This is a genomic window from Acidimicrobiales bacterium (genome assembly GCA_016794585.1).
In the GTDB taxonomy this organism is placed as follows: domain Bacteria; phylum Actinomycetota; class Acidimicrobiia; order Acidimicrobiales; family DATDAH01; genus JAEUJM01.
Window position 1 is genome coordinate 12612 of sequence record JAEUJM010000032.1, and the last position, 21261, is coordinate 33872.

Consider the following 21261-nt stretch of genomic DNA (forward strand, 5'->3'; position numbering starts at 1 on the left):
CCGTCACATCTTTTCCTTGACTCGGCACTGAACGCCATTCAAACTCTGAACGTGGTTCAAGTCGCCGATCGCCGGGCTCGCAATCGCCTGGCCCGCCGTGAGCAGTACTTGCGGGCGGCCATGCGCATCGTCAGCGAGGACGGCATCGATCGCCTCACCATGCAGCGCATGGCCGACGACCTCGACTGCGCGGTCGGCACCATCTACACCTACTTCTCGTCGAAGGACGCGCTGCTCGCCGAGCTGCAGCGGCTGGCCCTCGACCGCATCACGGAGTCCTACCGCCGGCTCCAGGCCCGGGTCGACCCCCAGCTGGACGACCGTGCCGCCGACGAGGTCGAGGCGGCGCTCGCCCGTCTCGTGTTGGGCCTTCGCTTCTGGGTGAGCACCGCCGAGGTGTACCCCGAGGAGTCGAACCTCTTCCGGGCCCTCACCACCCGCCGGACGCGGATCTCCGACGACGAGGCCGCCAACATGTTGCCGTCGGCGTGGCAGCTGTTCGCCATGGGCACCGCCAACGTGCAGGTGGCCACCGACGTCGGGGCCATCTCCCCGGGCAACGCCGCCGAGCGCATGGTCACCGCCGCCGCCGCCCTCGGTGGGGTGCTCCTTCTCGAAGGCATCGCCCACTTCGACCCGGACCTCTTCGCCGGCCGCCTCTTGGCGCTGCGCTTCGTGGACGACGTCATCCGCGGGTGGGGTGCCGACGCCGCCCAGCTCGCCTCGGCCGCGGCCCTGGCCGACGCCCTCCTCCTCGAAGGCCCCCTCGTCCCGGACGTGCCCGGCATCGATACGGCCTGATCGAGATCACCACTGCTTTCAAGTTCAACACTGCGGGAACCGGCGAGGATGCCGGGCCCACCGAACCGTCCCGGAGGGGCGATGGATCGGGGGCCCGGCATTCGCCGTTCACGGCCGGCCCGGCGCTTGGGGGGGGCGGACCCGCCGGGCGCCCGGGCGGATCAGCCCTCGTAGACCAGCTCGGTGTCGATCTCGAGGGTGACCTTCTTGCCCACCAGGACGCCACCGGTCTCGAGGGCGACGTTCCAGGTGAGGCCGAAGTCCTCCCGGTCGACCTCGGTGGAGGCGGTGAAGGCGATGCGCTTGCCGCCCCAGGGGTCGGTGACGGCCCCGAGGTACTCGACGTCGAGGGTGACCGAGCGGGTGGTGCCGCGGACGGTGAGGTCGCCGTCGAGCTTCCAGTCGGCCCCGTCCCGGCGCACGCCCGTGGCGGCGAAGGCGATCGTGGGGTGGTTCTCGACGTCGAAGAAGTCCGCCGAGCGGAGGTGCTCGTCGCGGGCCGAGTCGCGGCTCTCGACGCTGGCCACGGCGATCTCGATCTCGGCCGTCGACTGGGTCGGGTCCTCGGCGATGACCACGTGGCCAGTCACCTCGGGGAACAGGGCCCGCACCTTGGTGAACACGAGGTGGCGGGCGATGGCCACGACCTCGGTGTGGGAGGCATCGATGGCGTAGCGCCCGGCGACGGGGAGCTCCTGGCCGTCGATGGTGCGGACGATGGACACGGGGGCTTCGGAGACGCTCATGGGGATCCTCTTTCCAGGAGTTGCTTGTAGGTGCAAAGGTTGCTGTTGCACAGACTAGCGAGGAAAGTTGCGGATGCAACTATTTCTTCGATGAGGTAGCGTGGGGGGCGTGGACGCACCCGATGCACCCCTCGACGACCCCCGCCTCACGCTGGCCGGGCTGTTCTTCGAAACCCACGACGGTCTGACCGCCCACCTGTCCCGTCGGCTCGAGGCGGACTTCGGGATGACGCACCAGACCTTCGAGGTGCTCCTGCGCCTCGCCCGCAGCCCCGAGCAGCGCCTGCGCCTCAGTGACCTCGCCGCGCAGGTCACGATGTCCGCCAGCGGCCTGAGCCGAGCCGTCGACCGCCTCGAGCGCGACGGCCTCGTGGCCCGGGTCGACTGTCCCAGTGACCGCCGCTCGGTCTACGCCGCGCTCACCGATGCCGGCCGCGATCGCGTCGACGCCCTCCTGCCGGCGCACCTCGACCACCTCGAGGAGGAGTTCATCGGTCCCCTCGACGCCTCCGACCGGGCCGACCTCGAGCGCATCCTCCGCCGCCTCCGCGACCACGTCAACCCCGAAGCCGTAAGAGCCAGCACCTTCTGCGTCGAGTAGTTCGCGCGCTCAGGTCAGGTCGGCGGCGGCGCGGGCCGCGGCGGCGCGGAAGCCGGTGAGGTCGGCCAGCACCGTCGCCGGGTCGGTCGACGCCACGGCCGTTCGCACGGGCTCGCCCCCACGCCGGCGGACCGTGCCCTCGCACATGAGGTTGTCCACGAAGCCGAAGTCCTCCACCAGCCAGCCGGGCTCGGCGTCGACCCGGTCCCGGTAGTCGGCGGCCGCGTTGGTGTACCCGTACACCGGCCGGCCGGCGCCGAGGGCGTAGCCCATCTCGACCGCGGTGCCGACGTCCATGCTCGGGCCTCGGAACGGGGTGAGGTTGGCGATCACCAGGTCGCAGCGGTCGAGGTGGGCGAGGCAGTGCTCGAAGAGGGCGATGCCGTCGAAGTCCGGCGCTCGGCCCTCGACCGGGTCGAGGGGGTACATCCCCTCGAGTCCGTGCTCGGCGCAGATCGCCTTCTTGGCCTCGCCGATGGCGACGGCGTCGGGCAGGAAGACCTCGGGCCCGGCCAGGTAGGCGCGGAGGGGAGCCACGGCGCCAGGCCTCAGGTCAGAGCGAGGACGAGGAGGACCACGAGGATCACCGCCAGGACGACCACGGGCAGGGCGATCTTCGCCATGGTCTTGGCGCCGGCGACCTCCATGAGGTCGAGGGGCGCGGCCTCGGGGGCGTCGATGGTGCGCACCACGGGGGCGTCGGGCGCCGGCGCCGGGCTCGCGGCGTCCCCCGGGCCCTCGGTTGCCCCGGTCACGTCGTCGGTGCCAGCGGTCGCCTCGGTGTCCGCCGCCGGCGCGTCGATCCCCTCCTCGCCCGACCCGCCGCCCGCATCGCCGGCCTCGCCGGCCTCGCCGTCGTCGTCGGCGAGGACGGTCGTCTCCAGGTTCTCCACGAACTGGGCCATGAGCTTGCTGCTCACGTCGGCCATCACCCCGCGGCCGAACTGGGCCACCTTGCCGGTCACGCTCAGGTCGGTGTCGACGCTCACGTGCGTCCCGCCCTCGGTGGGGGTGAGCTGGGCGCTGATGGTGGCGCTGGCGTTGCCCTGGCCGCGGGTGTCGCGACCGTCGGCCTGGAGCACGGCGCGGTGGGCGGCGTCGTCACGCTCGACGAACACGGCCTTGCCCTTGTACTGGGCGGTGATGGGGCCCACCTTCACCTTGATGACGCCGCGGTGCTCGTCGCCCTCCACCTCCTGGAGCTGTGCCCCGGGCAGGCAGGGCGCGATGCGCTCGAGATCGGTCAGCACCTTCCACGTCCGCTCGATCGGCGCCGCCACCTCGAACTCGTTGCTCAGCTCCATCTACCTCGCTCCTCGTTCCTCGTCCCTCGGAGCGCCTTCGGCATGGGGTCCGCCGTCGGCGCTGCTGCGCTCCGCTCCGCAGCCTCGCACACCCCGGCGCCGGGCCGCCGGGTGCACCGTCTCCTCACCCCACTCATCTGGGGCATCCTGGGACGGTGAGCGCCGAAGCCGGGGACGATCTCGCCGACCGCCTGCCGGACGTCGCCGCCGTGCAGGCGGCCCTCGACGGTGCCGACTACCTGTGCGACCTCGACCTGGCCACCGCCCTGTTCTGCGCCGTGCGCCTGCCCCAGCCCCTGTTGCTCGAGGGCGAGCCCGGCGTGGGCAAGACCGAGGCGGCCAAGGCGCTCGCCGCCGCGCTCGACACGCCGCTGATCCGCCTCCAGTGCTACGAGGGCATCGACGCCGCCGAGGCCCTCTACGAGTGGAACTACCCGCGCCAGCTGCTGGGCATCCGCCTCGCCGAGGCCACCGGCGCCGACGTCGGCGAGGACCAGCTCTTCGGCCGGGAGTACCTCATCGAACGGCCCCTGCTGCAGGCCATCGAGCACCCGGGGCCGCGCCCCGCCGTCCTGTTGGTGGACGAGGTGGACCGCGCCGACGACGAGTTCGAGGCCTTCCTGTTCGAGCTGCTGGCCGAGGCCTCCGTCACCATCCCCGAGCTCGGCACCCTGCGCGCCGCCCACCCGCCGGTGGTGCTGCTCACCTCCAACCGCACGCGTGACCTGCACGACGCCCTCAAGCGCCGCTGCCTCTACCACTGGATCGACTACCCGGATCTCGAGCGCTCGGTGGCCATCATCCGCCGGCGGGTCCCGGCGGCGTCGGCCACCCTGGCCGAGCACGTGGCCGCCACGGTGGCCCGCCTGCGCTCCCTCGACGTGCAGAAGCCGCCCGGCGTGGCCGAGGCCATCAACTGGGTGGCGGTGCTGGCCGCCCTCGGCCTCGAGCGGCTCGACGCCGCTGCCGCCGACCAGACCCTGGGCGCCGTGTTGAAGTACCGGGAGGACCTCGACCTGGCCCGTGCGGCGGGTCTCGACGGGCTCGTCGCCGGCGGCTGATGACCGACCCGGACCGTTCCGGGTACTCCCCGGTGTCGTCCAGAACACAGGGGAGTACCCAGAAGCGGGAGGGGGTGGACCTGGCGGCGGTGGGTGCCGCCTTCGCGCAGCGCCTCCACGACGCGGGCGTGGCCGCCACGCCCGAGCGCACCGGCCGCTTCGTGCGCGCCCTGGTGGCGGCCCGGCCGGCCACGGTCGCCGAGCTGGTCGCGCTGGCCCGGGTGACCCTGGTGGCGGGTCGGGCCGACCTGGACGCCTTCGAGCGCGTGGCGTCCGAGGTGTTCGGCGGCGCCCCGGGTGGACGGTCGGCGCCGGCGGCCATGACCGTCCCCGTGCCCACTCCGCCGCTGGCCCTCCCCGACGACGGCGACGAAGAGGGTGACGCCGACGAGCCCGGGAGCGACACCGAGGCCCGGGCCGCCGCCAGCGTCGTCGAGCGGCTGCGCACCACGGACTTCGGCGAGTGGACCGAGGACGAGCGGGCCGATCTGCGCCGGCTGGTGGCCGAGCTGCGGGTGGTCGCGCCCATGCGGCCCGGTCGCCGCCACCGGCGCGCCGACCACGGGTCCACCCTCGACCTGCGGGCCACCTTGCGCAAGGCCCATCGCACCGCCGGCGACCCCGTGCACCGGGTCCACCGTCGGACCAAGGAGCGTCGACGCCGGATCGTGCTGCTCGCCGACGTCTCCGGCTCGATGGAGGACTACGCCCGGGCTTACCTGCACCTGCTCCACGGGGCGGTTCGGGCCACGAGGGCCGAGGCCTTCGTCTTCGCCACCCGCCTCACCCGTCTCACCCGGGTGCTGCGGGACATCGACCCGGACGAGGCCCTGGCCCACGTGGCCACTCTCGCGCCCGACTGGGCCGGCGGCACCCGCATCGGCGAGGCCCTCCGTCGCTTCAACGACGACCACGGCCGGCGGGGCCTGGCCCGGGGCGCGGTGGTGGTCGTCGTGTCGGACGGGTGGGAGCGCGCCGACCCGGCCCTGCTCGGCGAGCAGATGGCCCGCCTCGCCCGCCTCGCCCACCGCGTGGTCTGGGTGAACCCCCGCGCCGCCACCGAGGGGTTCGCACCTCTCGCCGGCGGCATGGCCGCGGCGCTGCCGCACGTCGACGTGCTCCTGAGCGGTCACTCGCCGGCGGCGATGGCCGAGCTCCTGCGCACCATCGCACGGAGCGAGGACGGGCGCGACCGCCGCGTCAGCCCAGCTTGACGTAGATCTGCTTGGTCTCGAGGAAGGCGTCGAGCCCGTAGGGGCCCAGCTCGCGGCCGATGCCGGACTGCTTGAAGCCGCCCCACGACGCCTCGCTGGGGGCCGGCTGCGAGTCGTTGATCCAGACCACACCGGCCCGCACCGCCTTGGCGGCCGCGAACGCCTTGCCGATGTCGCGGGTCCAGATGGCGGCGGCGAGGCCGTACTCGGTGTCGTTGGCCATGGCGGTCACCTCCGCGACCTCGTCGAAGGCCACGACGGTGGCGACCGGGCCGAAGATCTCCTCGCGGGCGATGGTGAGGTCGAGTGACTCGGTCTCGAACACCGTGGGAGGCACGAAGAAGCCGCCGGCGAGGGCCGGGTCCTCGGGGCGGGCCCCTTCGAAGGCCAGGCGCGCGCCCTGCTGCTTGCCGAGGCCGATGTAGCCCTCGACCCGCTCGCGCTGCGCGGCCGAGACGAGCGGGCCCATGGTGACGTCGGGGTCGAGGCCCGAACCGAGCGTGAGCGCCTTGGCCTCGTCCACGAGACCGGCGAGCACCTCGTCGTAGACGGGGCGCTGCACGAAGATGCGACTGCCGGCGGAGCAGACCTCGCCCTGGTTGCCGAAGATGCCGAGGGCGGTGCCGGGTACGGCCTCCGCGAGGTCGGCGTCGGCGAAGACGATGTTGGGGCTCTTGCCGCCGAGCTCGAGCGTGACCCGCTTCAGGTCGTCGGCGCAGAGGCGCATGATGCGCTGACCCACCACCTTCGAGCCCGTGAAGCTGATCTTGTCGACACCACGGTGGGTGACGAGGGGCTCGCCGGCGTCGGGGCCGGTGCCGGTGACGACGTTGAGCACGCCGGCGGGCAGGCCGGCCTCGACCGACAGGCGCCCGAGCGCGAGTGCGGTGAGGGGGGTCTGCTCGGCGGGCTTGAGCACCACCGTGCAGCCGGCGGCGAGGGCCGGTGCCACCTTCTGGCAGGCCATGAGGAGTGGGTAGTTCCACGGCACGATCAGGCCGCAGACGCCGACGGGCTCCTTGACGATGAGGCTCATCGCGTCGGGGCCCACCGGAGGGATGTCCCCGGTGATCTTGGTGGCCCACCCTGCGTAGTACTCGAACATGAAGGCCGCCTCTTCGACGTCCCACTTGGCGTCCTCGAGGGGCTTGCCGCAGTCCAGGGTCTCGAGGCGGGCCAGCTCGTCGACGTCGCGGCGCAGCAGGGCGGCGAGGGCGAAGAGCTTTTCGGAGCGGTCGCGCTCGGGCACGGCCAGGCCCCACACGCCACCGTCGAAGGCCCGGCGGGCGGCGGCCACGGCGAGGTCGACGTCGGCGGCGCCCGCGGAGGCCACGGAGGCGAGGACCTCGCCCGTCGCAGGATCGAGGGTGTCGAAGACGGCCCCGTCGCGGGCGTCGACCCAGTGGCCGTCGATCAGGAGTTGATGGGTCTCGGGCACCTACGCCCCGCCGAGCGGGTCGGTCGAGGTGGCGCCGCCGTCCGCCACCTGGTCGGTCCACTGCGTGCCGTCCCACCACCGCTGCTGGTGGCGTCCGGTGGGATCCGGGTGCCACGCGCCGGCGGCGGCGCTGCTGGCGGCAGGTGCCGCACCGCTGGGGGCGACCGGGCCCCCGGGGGCGCCGAGGCTCCCACCGAGGCCGCTGGCCGCCTGGTTGGCCTTGGCCGCGAGCGACGCCACGTCGAGGCCCTGCGCGGCGAAGAGGCTGGCGAAGCCGTAGGCCGCGGCCACGAGCAGGATCGAGATGACGGCCGAGCCCATGCCGCCGAAGTCGAAGCGGCCGGGGGCGAAGAGGAACCCGCCGATGGCGCCGCCCACGAACCCGGCGGCGGTGAGCAGCGGCAGCCGTCGCTTGGCCGCCGGGTCGGGCCCGGCGATCGGGGTGAAGGCCACGGCGCCCATGACGACCCCGAACAGGGCCCAGATGATGCCGTAGTAGAAGGCGAAGATCAGGCGTCCGAGGAACGACCCGAGGTTGTCGATGAGCGGGTCGAACAAGATGACGTCCACGATGCGGAAGCCGAACACCTGGGTGACGAACCCGGCGGCGGCCCCGGACATCGCACCGAGGGCGAGGGGCATGAGGTCGTCCTTGTCGAGGCTGCCGCCGGCGCCGAGGGCGGCCACCAGCTTGGGCCCGCCGAGGACGGCGGCGCCGAGCAGGGCACCGAAGACCAGGGCGACGAAGACCCGCTTCCCCTCACTGTCGATGCCGTTCTTGGTGGTGAAGAGGATGAACCGGGGGAACAGGTCGAACACGGTCGACAGGACCACCGTGGCCACGAGTGCGACGAGGGGCGCGGCCAGCGCTCCCAACCAGGGGGGAAGGGGGGTCCCCGTGCCCGGCGCGCCCGCGACCGCGCCGACGCCGGCCGGCGCCGGCCCGGCGGGGTTCGTCCCGGCGGCGCTGCTGGCGGAGACCGGCGTCACGGGGGCGGTCACCGGTGGGTCGACCTGGGCCGCGCCGGCGTGCCACACCTGGTCGGTCCAGGTGGTGCCGTCGAACCACCGCTTCTCGAAGCGACCGAAGGGGTCGTCGTACCAGCCCGCTGCTCCACCACTCTGGCTCACGGCCATTGCCTCCCGATGCGGTTGGGGTCCTCGGCCCGAACGATAAGCGCGTGGGACGCGGTGCGTGAGCGCCGAGTGTTCAGACCGCGGAGAACACCGGCTCGCCGTCGAACCAGGTTTCGAGCACTGCGATGTCCGCGATGGCCTCCGGATCGACGGCCCGGGGGTCCTCGGCGAGCACCACCAGGTCGGCCCGCTTGCCCGCCTCGAGCGTGCCGACCTCGTGGTCGGAGTGGCACTGCCAGGCGGCGTCGGCGGTCATGGCCCGGATAGCGGCCTCGACGGTGACCCGCTCGTCGGGGGCGAGGACGGTCCCGGGCTCCGCGCTCAGTCGGCGGGTGACGGCCTGGCCGATGCAACGCAGTGGCCCCATGGGCGTGACCAGCTCGTCGGAGTGCATGGTCCAGCGGATGCCCGCGCGGTCGCAGGCACCCGCCCGGTCGAGCAGGTCGGCGCGCTCGGGCCCCAGCAGGTCGTCGCGGAAGGCCCGGCCCCACCACCCCACGTGGCCGATGAGGAAGCTGGGCGAGACGCCGAGGGCGGCGAGCCGCTCGACCTGCTCGTCATGGAGGATCGAGCAGTGCTCGATGCGGTGGCGACGGTGGGCGGCCGCCGCAGGCCCGCCGTCGACCGCAGCGAAGGCGTCGAGCGCGGCGTCGATGGCGGCGTCGCCGTTGGCGTGGACCACCACCTGCCAACCCTCGGCAGCCCGCCGGGCCACCTTGGCCGCGAGGTCGTCGGGCTCGACGTAGGCGACCCCCCGGTGGTCCTCCGGCCACCCGGGCCTCGGCAGGTAGGGGTCGCGCTGGCGGCCGCTCCGGCCCTGGTTCGAGCCGTCGCTGACGATCTTCCAGCCCGTGGCCCGCACGAGCGCGTCGCCGTCGCCCGGGGCCACCCCGCGGGCGTCCCAGTCGTCGGAGCGCAGGTCGAACAGGGAGTGGCGCAGGCGGGTGGTCAGGGCACCGGAGGCGGCGAGCGCGGCGTAGACGTCGAGGTCGCCGCCACCGAGGACACCTCCCGTGCCCTGGTCGCAGATGGTGGTGATCCCGACCGAGTTGGCGCGGCGGACGACGGCGAGCGCCGCGGCGACGAGGTCGACGTCGCCCATGCCCGGGCGGTGTGCGAGCACGCTGATCATGGCGGGTTGGCCGAGGAGCACACCGTTGGGTCGCCCGTCCGGGTGGCGGCCGTAAGGGGAACCGGCGAGATCGGGGGTGGTCGCGGTGATGCCGGCACGATCGAGCGCGACCTGGTTGACGTAGGCGAAGTGGAGGGACGCGTTGAGGACGACCACCGGGCGGGTGGTCGAGATCCGGTCGAGCTCGGCGGTGGTGAGCTCGTCCGGCCCCTCCTGGAGCGACGGGTCGAACTGGCGGGCCAGCACCCAGTCGTCGCCGCCGTCGGGTCGGGCGGCGGCGAGTGCGGCGAGGTGGCCGAGCGCGCCGTCGACCGTGGGGAACCGGAAGGGGCCGACGTCGGCCCAGGGGCCGAACAGCGCGGACGGCAGGAGATGGGCGTGCGGCTCGATGAAGCCGGGGAGGATGGTGGCGCCGGGCCGATCGACCCGTCGGGCATCGGGGCCGGCGGCGGCCCGCACCGCCGCCTCGCTCCCGACCGCGACGATGCGGCCGTCCGACACGGCGACGGCCTCCGCCTCGGAGAAGGAGTCGTCGACGGGCAGCACCGTGGCGCCCGTGAGCACGGTGACCTGGCCGCTCGCCTGCCGCCGGTCCCGGCGGTGGGCATGGCCCTGGCCGTGTGCGGAACCGTGGTGGTCGGGGCCGTCGATCGCAGCCCCGATGGCGAGGGCCGCGGCCAAGGGTCCGCCGCATCCGCACCCGTGCTCCCAGGCCGGCGGGACGTCGGTGCGCACGGCGCTCATCGCCGCACCCTACGACGGTGCCGACGGCCGGATCGCCGTCTCACGCGGGGTGCGGGTGGCCCATCTCGCTCTTGAAGCGACCCGACAGCCGGGTCATGAGGACGGCGGCGGCGATGATGAGGGCACCCGACACCATGATGAGCAGCGGCGCCCGGTTCTCACCCGGGAAGAACCAGCTGATGGCCCAGGGCACGTTGCCGAGCAGGCCGAGGGCGCCGACCGCGGAGAGCACCACCCGACCGGGGCGCATGCCCAGCGCCAGCAGGGCGACGGCGTTGGCGATCCCGAAGAGGGCGGCGAATCCGGGCGCCTGGGCGCCGCACACCGCGGCACCGGCGACGATCACGACCGCACCGAGGATCTCGAACACGACGGGCCACCGGGTGCAGGCGGTCCACCCCACGGCCAACAGCCCGATGCCGCTCAGCCAGACGGTGAGCCCGGTGAGCACGCCGGCCTCGTTCGCGAACCAGGCGATGGTCGGCGGGGCACTCTGGACCACGGCGAGGGCGCCGATGAGCCCGGCGATGACCTGGCCGGTGCCCGTCGGCGCCAGCCCACGCACCACCGCGACCGCCACCAGCACGGCGCCGGTCGCCACGAGGACGAGCATGCCGGAACCCTCGATCTCGCTGGCGATCATGCCGCTGCCGACGACCAGGGTGACGCCGCCGACCGACTCGGTGATCCAGGGCAGGGGAGTGAGGAGGCGGAGGCCGACGACGAAGAGGGCCGCGCCCACGACCCACACGACCACGCCGGTGGTGAGCGGCGTCGAGAGGGAGAGGACCCAAGCACCCACGGCTACCGGGATCGCGGCGAGGGCGACCATCTCCTGGACGGGGCGCTCCCGCCACCACCAGTAGGCGCCACTCACCGCCGCGGTCGTGGTGGCCGCGGTCGCGCCCACCACGGTGGCCGTCTCGGCACCGGCGGCGTCGGCGACGACCCCCGCGAAGGTGGCAGCGGCCATGGTCGACGCCAGCCAGAGCACGGCTCGCAGACGGGTCAAGGCGGGGTCGGCACCCTCGTGGACGGCCAGCCCGGCGAGGCCGAGCACGACCGCGGTGGCGCCCGTGAGGCCCATCCGACCGGCCGCGCTCAGCTCACTCCAGAAGCTGCTGACGGTCAGGAGGAGGCCGGCGCCGGCCAGTGCTGCGCCGAGGTAGCCGAGGGACTCGGCCACCACGGGGACCCGTGGTGAGCGCCAGCGGGGGCGGACACTGCTGGGCGCGATCGCAGGCTCGGTGCCTGGCGAGGTCACCGCCACCGCGGTGGGCCCCAGCGCCGACGGTTGGTCGGCCTCGAAGGCGGTGATGGCATCGGCCTGCTCCTCGGTGAGGAGGCCGGCGTCGACCCATCGGTCGAACTCGTCTCGCGTGGACGCGGGCCGGTGGGCCGTCCGCGTCTGGATGGGGTGGTCCCGTGCCGCGAGCTGGGAGCGCACGACGAACACGGCGACCACGATGATGAGGAGCAGGAGCGCCAGCAGGAACATGGCCACCCTCCTTCGGGTCGGCGGGACCCGGACCCCGTGAGAGGGCGGGCCACTCATCTGCAGCGTGAGCGCGCCCTGGGCCCCGAGCCAGGGCCCTTGGTCCCTGGCCGGGGCTACGGCGGTCCGATGACGTCAGCGACGGCGCGGACGACGGCGGCGCGGGTGAGGGGGTCGTTGCGCACCACGGCGCCTTCGGCGAGGTCGGGGTCGCGGTCGATGGTGGGCGCGGGGGCGAAGAGGATGACGGGCACGCCGGGCTCGTCGCTGTGGATCGTGGCCCGCACCTCGCGCATCGGCTCGTTGCTGGCGAGCAGCACCTGGAGCACCGCGTCGGCGGTCTCGACCGAGCTGCACCCGTCGCCCTCGACGAGGGGGCAGCGACCGTCGCCGTGCCAGCCCGGCCCCGAGCACTCGGCGGTGCGATACCCCGCATGGCGGAGCGCGTCGGTGATGGCCGAGCGCAGCTCGGAGTCCTCCTCCTCGACGAGCACCCCCTTGGCCTCCGCGGGTCCCGTCCAGCGGGGCGGGGTGACGTCGTGGCGGGCCCACTCGCCGACGACGGGGATCTGGCGAACGACACGGTTCATCCTGAAATGGTCGGCGTGGCGTCGGCCGTGGCCTAGGGCCGTTGGTCCCAACCGTCTTCGACGGGGGGAGGGTCAGACGGGGCGTCCCTCGGCGTCGCACGGGGGGTCGACCTCGAGGTCGAGGACGACCACGATGTCGTCGATGGTGCGCAGTGCCCGCTCCATGGACACCGGCTGCAGGCCGCCCACGCCGTCGTGGTACGGGTCGTCGAGGAAGGCCACCAGCAAGAGGAGCGTGGTGATGAGCACCGCAACGGTGCCCATCATCACCCCCTGGGTGACGGCCAGCTCGGCCGAGTCGGCGAACAGGAGCATGTAGGCGAACAGGACGAGGGAGAGGAACAGGAGCACGATCCACAGCGGCGCCGGGATGATGCCCGAGGCACCGTGGATGCGGTCGTTGCGGGCCTGCTCGCGCTCGGACCGCTGGTCGAGCCACCGGTCGAGGGCCGACTGCTGAGCGTCGTCGGCGGCCTCGATGCCGGTGATCGTGCGGAAGAGCTCGTCGGCCCAGAGGTTGGGCTCGGCGTCGAGCTGGCTGGCCTCCATCTCGTCCCACTCGACGCCGGCGACGGAGCGCCCGTAGCAGATGAGCTCGCCGGTGAGGCGGGCCCGGTCCTCCTCGGGCAGGAGCTGGGCCGTTTCCACCTGCTGGGCGAGGACGACCGCTTCGTCCTCCGCCCCTGCCCGAGAGGTGTCGTAGCTCTGGAACGCGAGGAAGACGACGAAGCCGAGGAGCACGGCGAAACCGGTGGCCAGCACGCCGAAGACCCCGGCGGCGCGGTCCCCGTCGGCGAAGAACCCGCCCTTGGGCGCTCGGCGTCGCACCGCGAACATCACGGCGACGGCGAGCGTCGCCACCACCGTGACGATGACCACCGCCCACACCAGGTTCACGGCGCTGGAATCTACGCCCCGGTACCGTCCCTGTCGTGCACGGGACCGACGACATCGCCGCGGTGCGGGCGGCCAACCAGGCCTTCTACGACGCCCACGAGGGTCGCGACCTCGCCGCCATGGCCGACGTCTGGGACCACGACGCCGGCGTCGTGTGCGTGCACCCGGGGTGGCCGATCCTGCGAGGGTGGCCCGATGTCGAGGAGTCGTGGCGGCGCATACTCGGCGGGCCCGGCCGCAACCAGTTCATCCTCACCAACGACGAGATCGTCGTGGTGGGCGATGTCGCGTGGGTGACCGTGGACGAGAACCTGATGGCCGGTGCCGTGTCGGGCACCGTGGCCGCCACCAACGTGTTCGTGCGCCGCGGCGACCGTTGGCTGCTCACCCTTCACCACGGCTCCCCGGTGGCGCCCCACTGAGCGCCCCGCTCAGGGGGCGTCGACGAAGAGCAGCTCGCCGGCGCGCAGGACCGACACGGGGCCGTCCTCGCTGACCGCGACCACGGTGGCCCGGGGGTCGTCGTGGCTGTACCGGCGCGCCGACGTGTGCCGGGTGCCGCCGAGGGGGTCGACCTCGGCCTCCGCGGCCGAGCTCGGGATGAGGCGCACCCCGAGTTGGCGCAACACGCCGGCGCCGTCGAAGACCGCGGCGCCGTCGACCTGGGTGAGGGCGTGGCGCAGCGGGGCGAGGTGGGTGGCCGTGGTGATGCGCAGCTGGGGCGGGGTGGGCAGGCGGGCCTCGACCGGCGGCCCGGGCTCGTCGTCCGGGCGGTGGATGAGCAGCGAGCCGATGCCCAGGGACCCGAGGTCGTGGACGGCGAAGGCGAGCAGGGCCTCGAGCACGGCGGGGTCGCCGTGGCCCGGGCCGGTCACCGCCCCGAGCCAGCTGCGCACGGGCGGCTCGTGGTGCCAGTGGACGTTCTCCCAGCGCAGCACCCCGAAGGCGCCGACCACGCGGACCGACCCGCCGGGATGGCGTTGGACCACGGTGGCGCCCAGCACGTCGGCCAGGACCACGAGGTCGCGCTCGGACCCGGCGGGACGGTCGAACACCAGCCACTCGGTGGTGCCGTCGGGGTGGCGGCACAGCCAGCAGGATCGGCCGTCGGCGAAGCGCCGTGCCGCGGCGAGCGGTTGGTGCCCGGTGTCGACCCGGGTGATGGTCAGGGTGGTTCCCGCCTCCCATCCCGCAGGGTCGGCCTGGGGCGCGACGACGGTCCCGGTGACGACCACCCGCCGCTCGTGGACCTCGGGGCGCAGGGCACGGGCGACCTCGTCGAGGAGGAGGTCGAGCGTGGCGGGGTCGTAGGCGTCGAGGGGGAGGCCGGCCTCCTCGAGCTCTTCCACCAGGCGGCGCCGGCGCCGTGCCTCGAGGTCCTCCATGTCGTGACCGTACCGAGCGGTGCCCGCTGATCAGGTCGATCAGGTGTGGTGGCCGACGATGATCTCGACGATCTCGTCGGGTGCCTCCATGGGAAGCATGTGCCCGCGACCCCGCAGCTCGACGAGGCGGGCCTCGGGGATGGTGGCGGCCATGCCCCGACTGAACGCCGGCGGGGTGAGGGGGTCACGGCTGCCGACCATGACCGTGGTGGGCACCCCGATGCGGGCGCCGGCCTCGCGCAGGTCCATGGCCTTCAGGCCCTGGAGGATCCCTTGGCGGGTGGGGAACGGGGTGCCCACGAAGTGGTCGCGCGTAGCGCGCACCGCGGCGTGGGAGGCCCCCTTGCCGAGCGTCCCGCGCACGAGGACGTGGCCGTAGCGGCTGGCCATGGCACGGTCGAGGAGCGGCCCGACCCGCTCCAGCGAGTCCGTCGCCCGGCCGAGGGGTCGGGCGCTCAGACCGCCGGCGGCGGTGGCGACGAGGACGAGGCCCCGGGTGCGGTCGGCGGCGACCTCGGGGTGGCCGATGGCGAACGCCTGCACGGTCATGCCGCCCAAGGAGTGGCCGGCCACGACGGCATCACGGGCGTCCACGGCCTCGAGCACCTCCGCCAGGTCGGTGCCGAAGCGCTCCACCGCGAAGCCCTCGTCGCCCACCGTCGAGGGATCGTGTCCCCGTTGGTGCCAGCGCACCACCCGGTGGCCGCGCTCGAGGAGCGGGCCCGCCACCAGCGACCAGTTGTCGACGTGGCCGCCCCAGCAGTGGGCCAAGACGACGGTGGGCCCGTCCTCCGGCCCGAGGACGTCGACCACGAGGGTGGCGCCGTCCGACGTGGTGATCTCGAGGTGCTCGCCGTACTCGATGGCCTCGAGCAGGCTGCGGTCGGCGCGCCGGGCCCGCACGGCCAGTGCCGCGGCGAGGGCGGCGCCGGCCGAGGCGCCGAGGAGCAGGGCGGTGCGAGTGCGCATCGATCCATCCTTACCCGTTGTATGGGGCACTGCCTGCCCGCGCGGTCAGCCGGGCGGGCCCAGCTGGAGGCGGATCACCAGGTCGTCGAGGAGGGCCTCGACGGGAGGCCACGGGCCCTCGGGGTGGCAGCCGAGCAGCGTGACGATGCCGTGCATCCAGGTGTGCACCTGGACGGCCACGAAGGTGGGGTCGCGGTCGTCGTCGCGGAGGGTGAGGATGTCGGCCACCACCTCGACCAGCTGGTCGAACGCGGTGAGGCCGACGGGCTCTGGGCGCGCAGGCAGGTCGGCGGGATCGGAGAACAGCACCCGGTACTTGCCAGGGTGCTCGAGGGCGAAGCGCACGTAGGCGCCGCCGGCGTCTCGCAGGCGGGCGAAAGGGGTGTCGGCGGCGAGGTAGGCCTCGGCCAGGGCCTGCTGGAACTCGTCCCAGCAGTGGTCGACGGCCGCGACCATGAGGTCGGCCTTGTCGTCGAAGTGGTTGTAGACGGCCATGGGGCTGACGCCCGCCGCCGAGGCCACGGCGCGCAGGCTGACCCGGTCGACCGAGCGGTGCTCGGCGATGAGCTCGGCCGCGGCGTCGAGCAGGTCGGCGCGCAGGCGGTCGCCCTCCCCGCGCGGGTTCCGGGCCCGGACGCCGTCGGTCTCGGCGTCGTCGGGTTGGTCTGCCGGTGTGACCGACATCACGTCCTCCATGGGTTGACGCTCGTAAGTATACATGCGTACATACGCTCCATGTTCAGCTTCCTGGGTCATCTCGCCGTCCGTCGCCGCCGGGCCCTGCTCGTGGTCACCGTCGTGTTCGTGGTGGCCGCCGGCGTCATCGGCGGCGGCGTGTTCGACCGCTTGTCCACCGGCGGCTTCCTCGACCCGGACAGCGAGTCCAGCCGGGCCGAGACGTACCTCGACGAGACATTCGGCGCCGCCTCGCCCAACGTCGTGCTGCTGGTGACGGCCGAGGGGGGCGACGTCGATGCCCCGGCGGCCGCCGCCGCCGGCGCCGAGCTCACCGAGGAGCTGGCCGCCCTCGACGGCGTCGACGCGGCGTCGTCCTACTGGTCGCTCGGGTCCCTGGCGCCGCTTCGCAGCACCGATGGCAGCGCCGCCCTGGTGCTCGGGGTGATCGGAGGGAGCCCGGACGACGTCGAGGTGGTGGTGGAGGCCATCGACGAGGAGCTGGCCGGCACCTACGGCGACGGCGCGGTCACCGTGGCGGTGGGCGGCCAGGCCGAGGTGTTCCGCCAGGTCGGCCTCACCATCGAGGGCGACCTCGCCCGCGCCGAGAGCATCGCCGTGCCCATCACCATGGCCCTGCTCATCGTCGTCTTCGGGGGCCTGGTGGCGGCGCTGCTGCCCCTGGGCATCGGCATGGTGGCGGTGCTCGGCGCCTTCCTGGTGCTCTGGCTGGTGACGAGCGTGGCCGACGTTTCGGTGTTCTCCATCAACCTCGTCACGGCGCTGGGCCTGGGCCTCGCCATCGACTACAGCCTGTTCGTGGTGTCGAGGTTCCGGGAGGAGCTCGCCGCCGGTCGCTCCACCGAGGCGGCCGTCGTCCGCACGGTCGAGACCGCCGGTCGCACCGTGGCCTTCAGCGGCCTGACCGTCGCGGTGTCGCTGTCGGCCCTGCTCATCTTCCCGCTGTTCTTCCTGCGCTCGTTCGCCTACGCCGGCATCGGCGTCATCCTCGTGGCCATCATCACCTCGGTGGTGAGCCTGCCGGCGCTGCTCGCGGTGCTGGGCCACCGGGTGGACAAGGGCCGGCTGTGGAAGCGCCGCCCCGCCAAGCCGGTGGGCGAGGGCTTCTGGTACCGCCTCGCCCACGCGGTGATGCGCCGACCCCTCGTGGTCACCGTGTCGGTGGTGGCCTTCCTGCTCTTTCTCGGCCTGCCGTTCTTCAGCGTGGTGTTCGCCAGCCCCGACCATCGGGTGCTGCCCGAGGGCAACCCCGCCCGCGAGGTGTCCGAGCAGCTCGAGACCGACTTCGACTCACCCGAGGCCAACGCCTTCCCGGTGGTGATCACCGAGGACGTCACCGACGAGCAGGTGGACGCGCTCGCCACCGAGCTGTCGAGCCACCCCGACGTGGCCCGGGTCGACGCCCGCACCGGCCACTTCATCGACGGCGCCCTGCTGGCCGGTCCCGACGCCACCACCGAGCGCTTCACCGCGGCCGACGCCGGCGAGGCCACCTGGTTGAGCGTCGTCCCCACGGTGGAGCCCGCCTCGGCCGAAGGGGAGGCACTGGTCGAGGACGTGCGCGCCCTCGACCCCGGGGTCGACGTCCTCGTGGGGGGCGGCTCGGCGCAGCAGCTCGACGTCAAGGCGGCCATCTTCGGGCTCGTCCCCTGGGCGGCGGCGTGGATCGGCATCGCCACCTTCGTCCTTCTGTTCCTGATGTTCGGGAGCCTGCTCGTGCCCCTCAAGGCGCTGGTCCTCAACCTCCTGAGCCTCAGCGCCACCTTCGGGGCCATGGTCTGGGTCTTCCAGGAGGGCAACGGCGCCGGCCTGCTCGACTTCACCGCCACGGGCCTGACGGACACGACGACGCCCATCCTCATGTTCTGCATCGCCTTCGGGCTCTCGATGGACTACGAGGTGTTCCTGCTCTCCCGCATCAAGGAGGAGCACGACAAGGGCGCCACCAACGAGGAGTCGGTGGCCCTCGGCCTCGAGCGCACGGGCCGGATCGTCACCGCCGCGGCGTTGCTCCTCGCGGTCACCTTCGTGGCCTTCGCCAGCTCGGGGGTCACCTTCATCAAGCTCTTCGGCCTCGGTCTGGCGCTGGCGGTCCTGATGGACGCGACGGTGGTCCGGGCCACGCTGGTGCCGGCGCTGATGAAGCTGGCGGGTGACGCCAATTGGTGGGCGCCGGCGCCGCTGCGCCGCTTCCAGGAGCGCTTCGGCCTGCACGAGGCCCCGGCCGACGGCCCCTCGGACGAGGTCGTCGACCTCGACGAGGAGGGCGACGGCTCGATCGACGGCGGCTCGCCGGACGCCCAGCTCGAGGGCGATCTGGCCACCGTCTGACCGCTTCGGACCCGGGCGCGCGGCCCCACCCGCCATAGACGATCAGATATGGGGTGAGGTACGCTGGGGTCCGTGCACGCCGCCGCCCTCCTTCGCCACGCCCGGGTCCGCCGCGGCCTGAGCCAGGCGGAACTGGCCCGGCGGGCGGGCACCAGCCAGCCCGTCATCTCGGCCTACGAGCACGGTCGGCGCGATCCGGGCACGGCGACCTTGCGGCGGCTGGTCGGCGCCACCGGCGAGCAGCTCGAGTTGCGTCTCGCCCCCGCGGTAGCGGACATCCCGCCGCCGGTCACGCGTGAAGAGCACGCCAGCCGCCTGGTCGACGTGCTCCTGCTCGCCGACGCCGTCCCCACCCGCCGCCGCGGCGAGCTGTCGATGCCGCGGCTGGTGTCTCGAGGGTGACTGGTCCCACCCGCCCCTCGCTGCCCGACAAGGTGGTCGCCATCGACCGGGCGCTCGAGGACGTGCCCCACGCCTTCGGCGGCGCGATCGCCCTCGCCTACTGGGCCGAGCCGAGGGCCACCATCGACATCGACCTGAACGTGTTCGTGGCGGCCTCGCTGGCCGATGACGTACTGGGCCCGCTGGAGGCGCTCGGTGTGTTCACCGACGACGCCCCGGCCGCGATCGAGCGTGACGGTCAGGCTCGCGTGTGGTGGGACGCCACGCCCGTCGACCTGTTCTTCGCCTACGACCCGTTCCACGATGCCGCCCGGGCCGCCGCGGTGAGGGTGCCCTTCGCGGACACCACGATCACCGTCCTCAGCGCCGAGCACCTCGTCGTGGCGAAGTCGGTCTTCGACCGACCGAAGGACTGGATCGACATCGACTCGGTGCTGGCGCTCGGCACCCCGGTCGACGCGGCCGAGGTGCTGCGTTGGGTGGGGCGCATCGCCGGGGACGACGACCCCCGCTACGACCGCATCGCGGCGGTGCTCACCCGGACCGGCTGAGCACTCGCCGCCTGCGGGCGGGTGGTCAGCCGCGAGGTGCGCCGCCCTTGCGGTGGCCGCCGCTGCCGGCCTTGCGGGGCGGGGCGTTGCGGGGCGTGCCCTTGCGGCGGGCGCCGCCCTGGGTGTTGCCACCGCCGGTGGCCGACCCGTTGGCCTTGCGGGGGCCGTTGCTCGAGCGGCCGCCCGCGGAAGCACCCGCGGTGGCCTTGCGGGGACCTCCCGGACGACGAGGGCCGCCCTTGTGGGGACCGCCCGTGTGTGAGCGCTTGGGGCCGTTGCCGCGGCGCTGGTTGCTGGGGCCGACGGGGTCGAAGGGCTTCGGGGCCATGCCCGGCTCGGGGGTGGGCACGGCGGGGAAGTCCGTCAGGTCGGGGGTGACCGGGCCGCTGGTGCCCAGGCCCAGCTTGCGCTGCATCCGGGAGGCGGTCTTGCGGTGCTCGCCCCCGATGAGGCTCACGACGGTGCCGCTGGCGCCGGCCCGGCCGGTGCGGCCGGAGCGGTGGACGTAGTCCTTCTCGTCGGCCGGCGGGTCGAAGTGGATGACGCAGGCCACGTCGGTGACGTGGATGCCGCGGGCGGCGACGTCGGTGGCCACGAGGGCCTCGACCTTGCCCTTGGTGAAGGCCTGGAGGGCACGCTCGCGCTGGGGCTGGCTGCGGTCACCGTGGATGGCGGCCGCGGTGACGCCGGCGTTGGCGAGCTGCTTGGTGAGGCGGTCGGCCCGACGCTTGGTGCGGGTGAACACGATGGTGGGCCCGTGGCCGCGCACGAGGCGGGCGGTGAGGTCGACCTTCTCGTGGTCCGAGGAGTGCCAGAAGTGGTGGGTCGTGCGGTCGGGGCCGGTGTCGATGGCCTCGGCCTCGTGACGGGCGGGGTTCTGCTGGTACCGGCGGATGAGCACGTCGACGTCGTTGTCGAGGGTGGCCGAGAACAGCAGCGTCTGGCGGTCGGGGCGCACCTGGTCGAGCAGGCGCTTGACCTCGGGCAGGAAGCCCATGTCGGCCATGCGGTCGGCCTCGTCGATCACGACCAGGTCGACCTCGTCGAGGCGGACGTCGCCGCGCTGGACGAGGTCGGCGAGGCGACCGGGGCAGGCCACGGCGATGTCGACGCCGTTGCGAAGGGCGGCGAGCTGCTTGCCGAAGCCGACGCCGCCGTAGAAGGAGGCCACGGTCTGCTTGCGCAGGGCGGCGAGGGGGCGCAGCTCGCTCTCGATCTGGGCGGCGAGCTCACGGGTGGGGGCGAGCACGAGGGCGTGCGGGCGCCGCGGGCGGCCGTGGGTCGAGCGCACGACGAGGGGGATGCCGAACGCGAGCGTCTTGCCGGAGCCCGTGGGGGCCTTGCCGCAGACGTCGCGGCCGGCGAGGGCGTCGGGCAGGGTGGCGGCCTGCACGGGGAAGGGCGCGGTGATGCCGCGCTGGTCGAGGAGGGTGGCGAGGTCGGCGGGGACGCCGAGCTCGCGGAAGGTGAGGGACACGTTGGGTACAGCTCCAGTGACGCGCGCCCGGTCGGGCACGGCGTCGGTCAAAGGGGGAAGGGCGGCGACGAACCCGATCGGCAGCCTTCGAGGTGGCCGGCGGACCGGCGTTGCTGCGTCGCGGCAGCGAAGGCGTGGCCGCAAACGAGATTCGGTGTCTCAGCGGCCCGTCGCGCCCTGAACTGCGGAACCCGACGATGGTGTAGCGAGTGTTGCTGGTGTTGCGGCGGCCACCGTAGCCCGCCGGTGGCGCGCTTCCACCTTCCCGGGCCCCGCACCCCAACGAGGGG

At 73.5% G+C, this 21261-nt stretch carries 21 protein-coding genes; 8 read left to right on the top strand and 13 right to left on the bottom strand.

Features of this window, described 5'->3' with window-relative positions; translation table 11 throughout:
• Nucleotides 1–51: 51 nt before the first annotated feature.
• Nucleotides 52–801 carry a helix-turn-helix transcriptional regulator gene (locus tag JNK12_16200; GenBank protein MBL8777485.1) on the top strand — a complete coding sequence of 250 codons (750 nt, stop codon included), beginning with the start codon at nt 52–54 and terminating at the stop codon, nt 799–801.
• 161 nt (nt 802–962) lie between these two features.
• On the opposite strand, the gene JNK12_16205 is transcribed toward JNK12_16200, so the two are convergent.
• Entirely contained in the window at nt 963–1547 is a 585-nt protein-coding gene (locus tag JNK12_16205; GenBank protein MBL8777486.1) for a YceI family protein, read from the bottom strand.
• A 109-nt stretch (nt 1548–1656) separates the two neighbouring features.
• Between JNK12_16205 and JNK12_16210 the strand changes: the two genes are divergently transcribed.
• On the top strand, nt 1657–2148 hold the full coding sequence (locus JNK12_16210; GenBank protein MBL8777487.1) for a MarR family transcriptional regulator: 492 nt from the start codon (nt 1657–1659) through the stop codon (nt 2146–2148).
• 9 nt (nt 2149–2157) lie between these two features.
• Here the strand turns inward: JNK12_16210 and JNK12_16215 are convergent, their stop codons facing one another.
• Both JNK12_16215 and JNK12_16220 read right to left on the bottom strand, forming a co-directional pair.
• Nucleotides 2158–2685 (bottom strand): nucleoside 2-deoxyribosyltransferase, encoded by a 528-nt coding sequence (locus JNK12_16215; GenBank protein MBL8777488.1) that lies wholly within the window; start codon nt 2683–2685, stop codon nt 2158–2160.
• Nucleotides 2686–2696: 11 nt separating this feature from the next.
• Nucleotides 2697–3452 carry an SRPBCC family protein gene (locus JNK12_16220; GenBank protein ID MBL8777489.1) on the bottom strand — a complete coding sequence of 252 codons (756 nt, stop codon included), beginning with the start codon at nt 3450–3452 and terminating at the stop codon, nt 2697–2699.
• A gap of 155 nt (nt 3453–3607) precedes the next feature.
• Between JNK12_16220 and JNK12_16225 the strand changes: the two genes are divergently transcribed.
• Nucleotides 3608–4513: a MoxR family ATPase gene (locus JNK12_16225; GenBank protein MBL8777490.1), complete on the top strand. Its 906-nt coding sequence runs from the start codon at nt 3608–3610 to the stop codon at nt 4511–4513.
• Nucleotides 4514–4587: 74 nt separating this feature from the next.
• Nucleotides 4588–5727, top strand: a complete 1140-nt coding sequence (locus JNK12_16230; protein ID MBL8777491.1) for a VWA domain-containing protein — start codon at nt 4588–4590, stop codon at nt 5725–5727.
• Here JNK12_16230 and JNK12_16235 read toward each other — a convergent pair.
• The 6 genes from JNK12_16235 to JNK12_16260 form a co-directional block, all read right to left on the bottom strand.
• Entirely contained in the window at nt 5714–7165 is a 1452-nt protein-coding gene (locus JNK12_16235; GenBank protein MBL8777492.1) for an aldehyde dehydrogenase family protein, read from the bottom strand. The two genes, JNK12_16230 and JNK12_16235, sit on opposite strands and share 14 nt — an antisense overlap.
• Nucleotides 7166–8296, bottom strand: coding sequence for a DUF2510 domain-containing protein (locus JNK12_16240; GenBank protein ID MBL8777493.1), 1131 nt, complete (start codon nt 8294–8296; stop codon nt 7166–7168).
• Between the two features lie 79 nt (nt 8297–8375).
• A complete protein-coding gene (locus tag JNK12_16245) occupies nt 8376–10178 on the bottom strand; it encodes an amidohydrolase (GenBank protein MBL8777494.1) in 1803 nt (600 codons plus the stop codon).
• Nucleotides 10179–10218: 40 nt separating this feature from the next.
• On the bottom strand, nt 10219–11676 hold the full coding sequence (locus JNK12_16250) for a DUF2157 domain-containing protein (protein ID MBL8777495.1): 1458 nt from the start codon (nt 11674–11676) through the stop codon (nt 10219–10221).
• Between the two features lie 113 nt (nt 11677–11789).
• Entirely contained in the window at nt 11790–12263 is a 474-nt protein-coding gene (locus tag JNK12_16255; GenBank protein ID MBL8777496.1) for a hypothetical protein, read from the bottom strand.
• Between the two features lie 72 nt (nt 12264–12335).
• Nucleotides 12336–13160: a hypothetical protein gene (locus JNK12_16260; GenBank protein ID MBL8777497.1), complete on the bottom strand. Its 825-nt coding sequence runs from the start codon at nt 13158–13160 to the stop codon at nt 12336–12338.
• A gap of 35 nt (nt 13161–13195) precedes the next feature.
• Between JNK12_16260 and JNK12_16265 the strand changes: the two genes are divergently transcribed.
• Nucleotides 13196–13582 (top strand): nuclear transport factor 2 family protein, encoded by a 387-nt coding sequence (locus JNK12_16265; GenBank protein MBL8777498.1) that lies wholly within the window; start codon nt 13196–13198, stop codon nt 13580–13582.
• Nucleotides 13583–13591: 9 nt separating this feature from the next.
• On the opposite strand, the gene JNK12_16270 is transcribed toward JNK12_16265, so the two are convergent.
• From JNK12_16270 to JNK12_16280, 3 genes are read right to left on the bottom strand one after another with little or no spacing between them, the layout of a single operon-like run.
• On the bottom strand, nt 13592–14545 hold the full coding sequence (locus JNK12_16270; GenBank protein MBL8777499.1) for a DNA integrity scanning protein DisA nucleotide-binding domain protein: 954 nt from the start codon (nt 14543–14545) through the stop codon (nt 13592–13594).
• A gap of 39 nt (nt 14546–14584) precedes the next feature.
• A complete protein-coding gene (locus tag JNK12_16275; protein MBL8777500.1) occupies nt 14585–15514 on the bottom strand; it encodes an alpha/beta fold hydrolase in 930 nt (309 codons plus the stop codon).
• Nucleotides 15515–15559: 45 nt separating this feature from the next.
• Nucleotides 15560–16234 carry a TetR/AcrR family transcriptional regulator gene (locus tag JNK12_16280; protein ID MBL8777501.1) on the bottom strand — a complete coding sequence of 225 codons (675 nt, stop codon included), beginning with the start codon at nt 16232–16234 and terminating at the stop codon, nt 15560–15562.
• A gap of 15 nt (nt 16235–16249) precedes the next feature.
• On the opposite strand from JNK12_16280, the gene JNK12_16285 reads away from it, so the two are divergent.
• The 3 genes from JNK12_16285 to JNK12_16295 all read left to right on the top strand — a co-directional run bounded on the left by JNK12_16285 (nt 16250) and on the right by JNK12_16295 (nt 19494).
• Complete coding sequence (locus JNK12_16285) at nt 16250–18541, top strand: MMPL family transporter (GenBank protein ID MBL8777502.1); 2292 nt, start codon at nt 16250–16252, stop codon at nt 18539–18541.
• A gap of 63 nt (nt 18542–18604) precedes the next feature.
• Nucleotides 18605–18943 (top strand): helix-turn-helix transcriptional regulator, encoded by a 339-nt coding sequence (locus JNK12_16290; protein ID MBL8777503.1) that lies wholly within the window; start codon nt 18605–18607, stop codon nt 18941–18943.
• The gene (locus JNK12_16295; protein ID MBL8777504.1) at nt 18940–19494 is read left to right on the top strand and encodes a hypothetical protein; all 555 of its coding nucleotides are present in this window, start codon (nt 18940–18942) and stop codon (nt 19492–19494) included. The genes JNK12_16290 and JNK12_16295 overlap by 4 nt, the downstream gene beginning before the upstream one ends.
• Nucleotides 19495–19519: 25 nt before the next feature.
• On the opposite strand, the gene JNK12_16300 is transcribed toward JNK12_16295, so the two are convergent.
• On the bottom strand, nt 19520–20971 hold the full coding sequence (locus JNK12_16300) for a DEAD/DEAH box helicase (GenBank protein MBL8777505.1): 1452 nt from the start codon (nt 20969–20971) through the stop codon (nt 19520–19522).
• Between the last annotated feature and the right edge of the window lie 290 nt (nt 20972–21261).

What these genes read in the sequence shown, in the direction of transcription:
- JNK12_16275 (MBL8777500.1), bottom strand. Translation starts at nt 15,514, where the DNA reads ATGCGCACTCGCACCGCCCTGCTCCTCGGCGCCTCGGCCGGCGCCGCC.
- JNK12_16250 (MBL8777495.1), bottom strand. Translation starts at nt 11,676, where the DNA reads ATGTTCCTGCTGGCGCTCCTGCTCCTCATCATCGTGGTCGCCGTGTTC.
- JNK12_16205 (MBL8777486.1), bottom strand. Translation starts at nt 1,547, where the DNA reads ATGAGCGTCTCCGAAGCCCCCGTGTCCATCGTCCGCACCATCGACGGC.
- JNK12_16270 (MBL8777499.1), bottom strand. Translation starts at nt 14,545, where the DNA reads ATGGAGGACCTCGAGGCACGGCGCCGGCGCCGCCTGGTGGAAGAGCTC.
- JNK12_16245 (MBL8777494.1), bottom strand. Translation starts at nt 10,178, where the DNA reads ATGAGCGCCGTGCGCACCGACGTCCCGCCGGCCTGGGAGCACGGGTGC.
- JNK12_16285 (MBL8777502.1), top strand. Translation starts at nt 16,250, where the DNA reads ATGTTCAGCTTCCTGGGTCATCTCGCCGTCCGTCGCCGCCGGGCCCTG.
- JNK12_16220 (MBL8777489.1), bottom strand. Translation starts at nt 3,452, where the DNA reads ATGGAGCTGAGCAACGAGTTCGAGGTGGCGGCGCCGATCGAGCGGACG.
- JNK12_16280 (MBL8777501.1), bottom strand. Translation starts at nt 16,234, where the DNA reads ATGTATACTTACGAGCGTCAACCCATGGAGGACGTGATGTCGGTCACA.
- JNK12_16255 (MBL8777496.1), bottom strand. Translation starts at nt 12,263, where the DNA reads ATGAACCGTGTCGTTCGCCAGATCCCCGTCGTCGGCGAGTGGGCCCGC.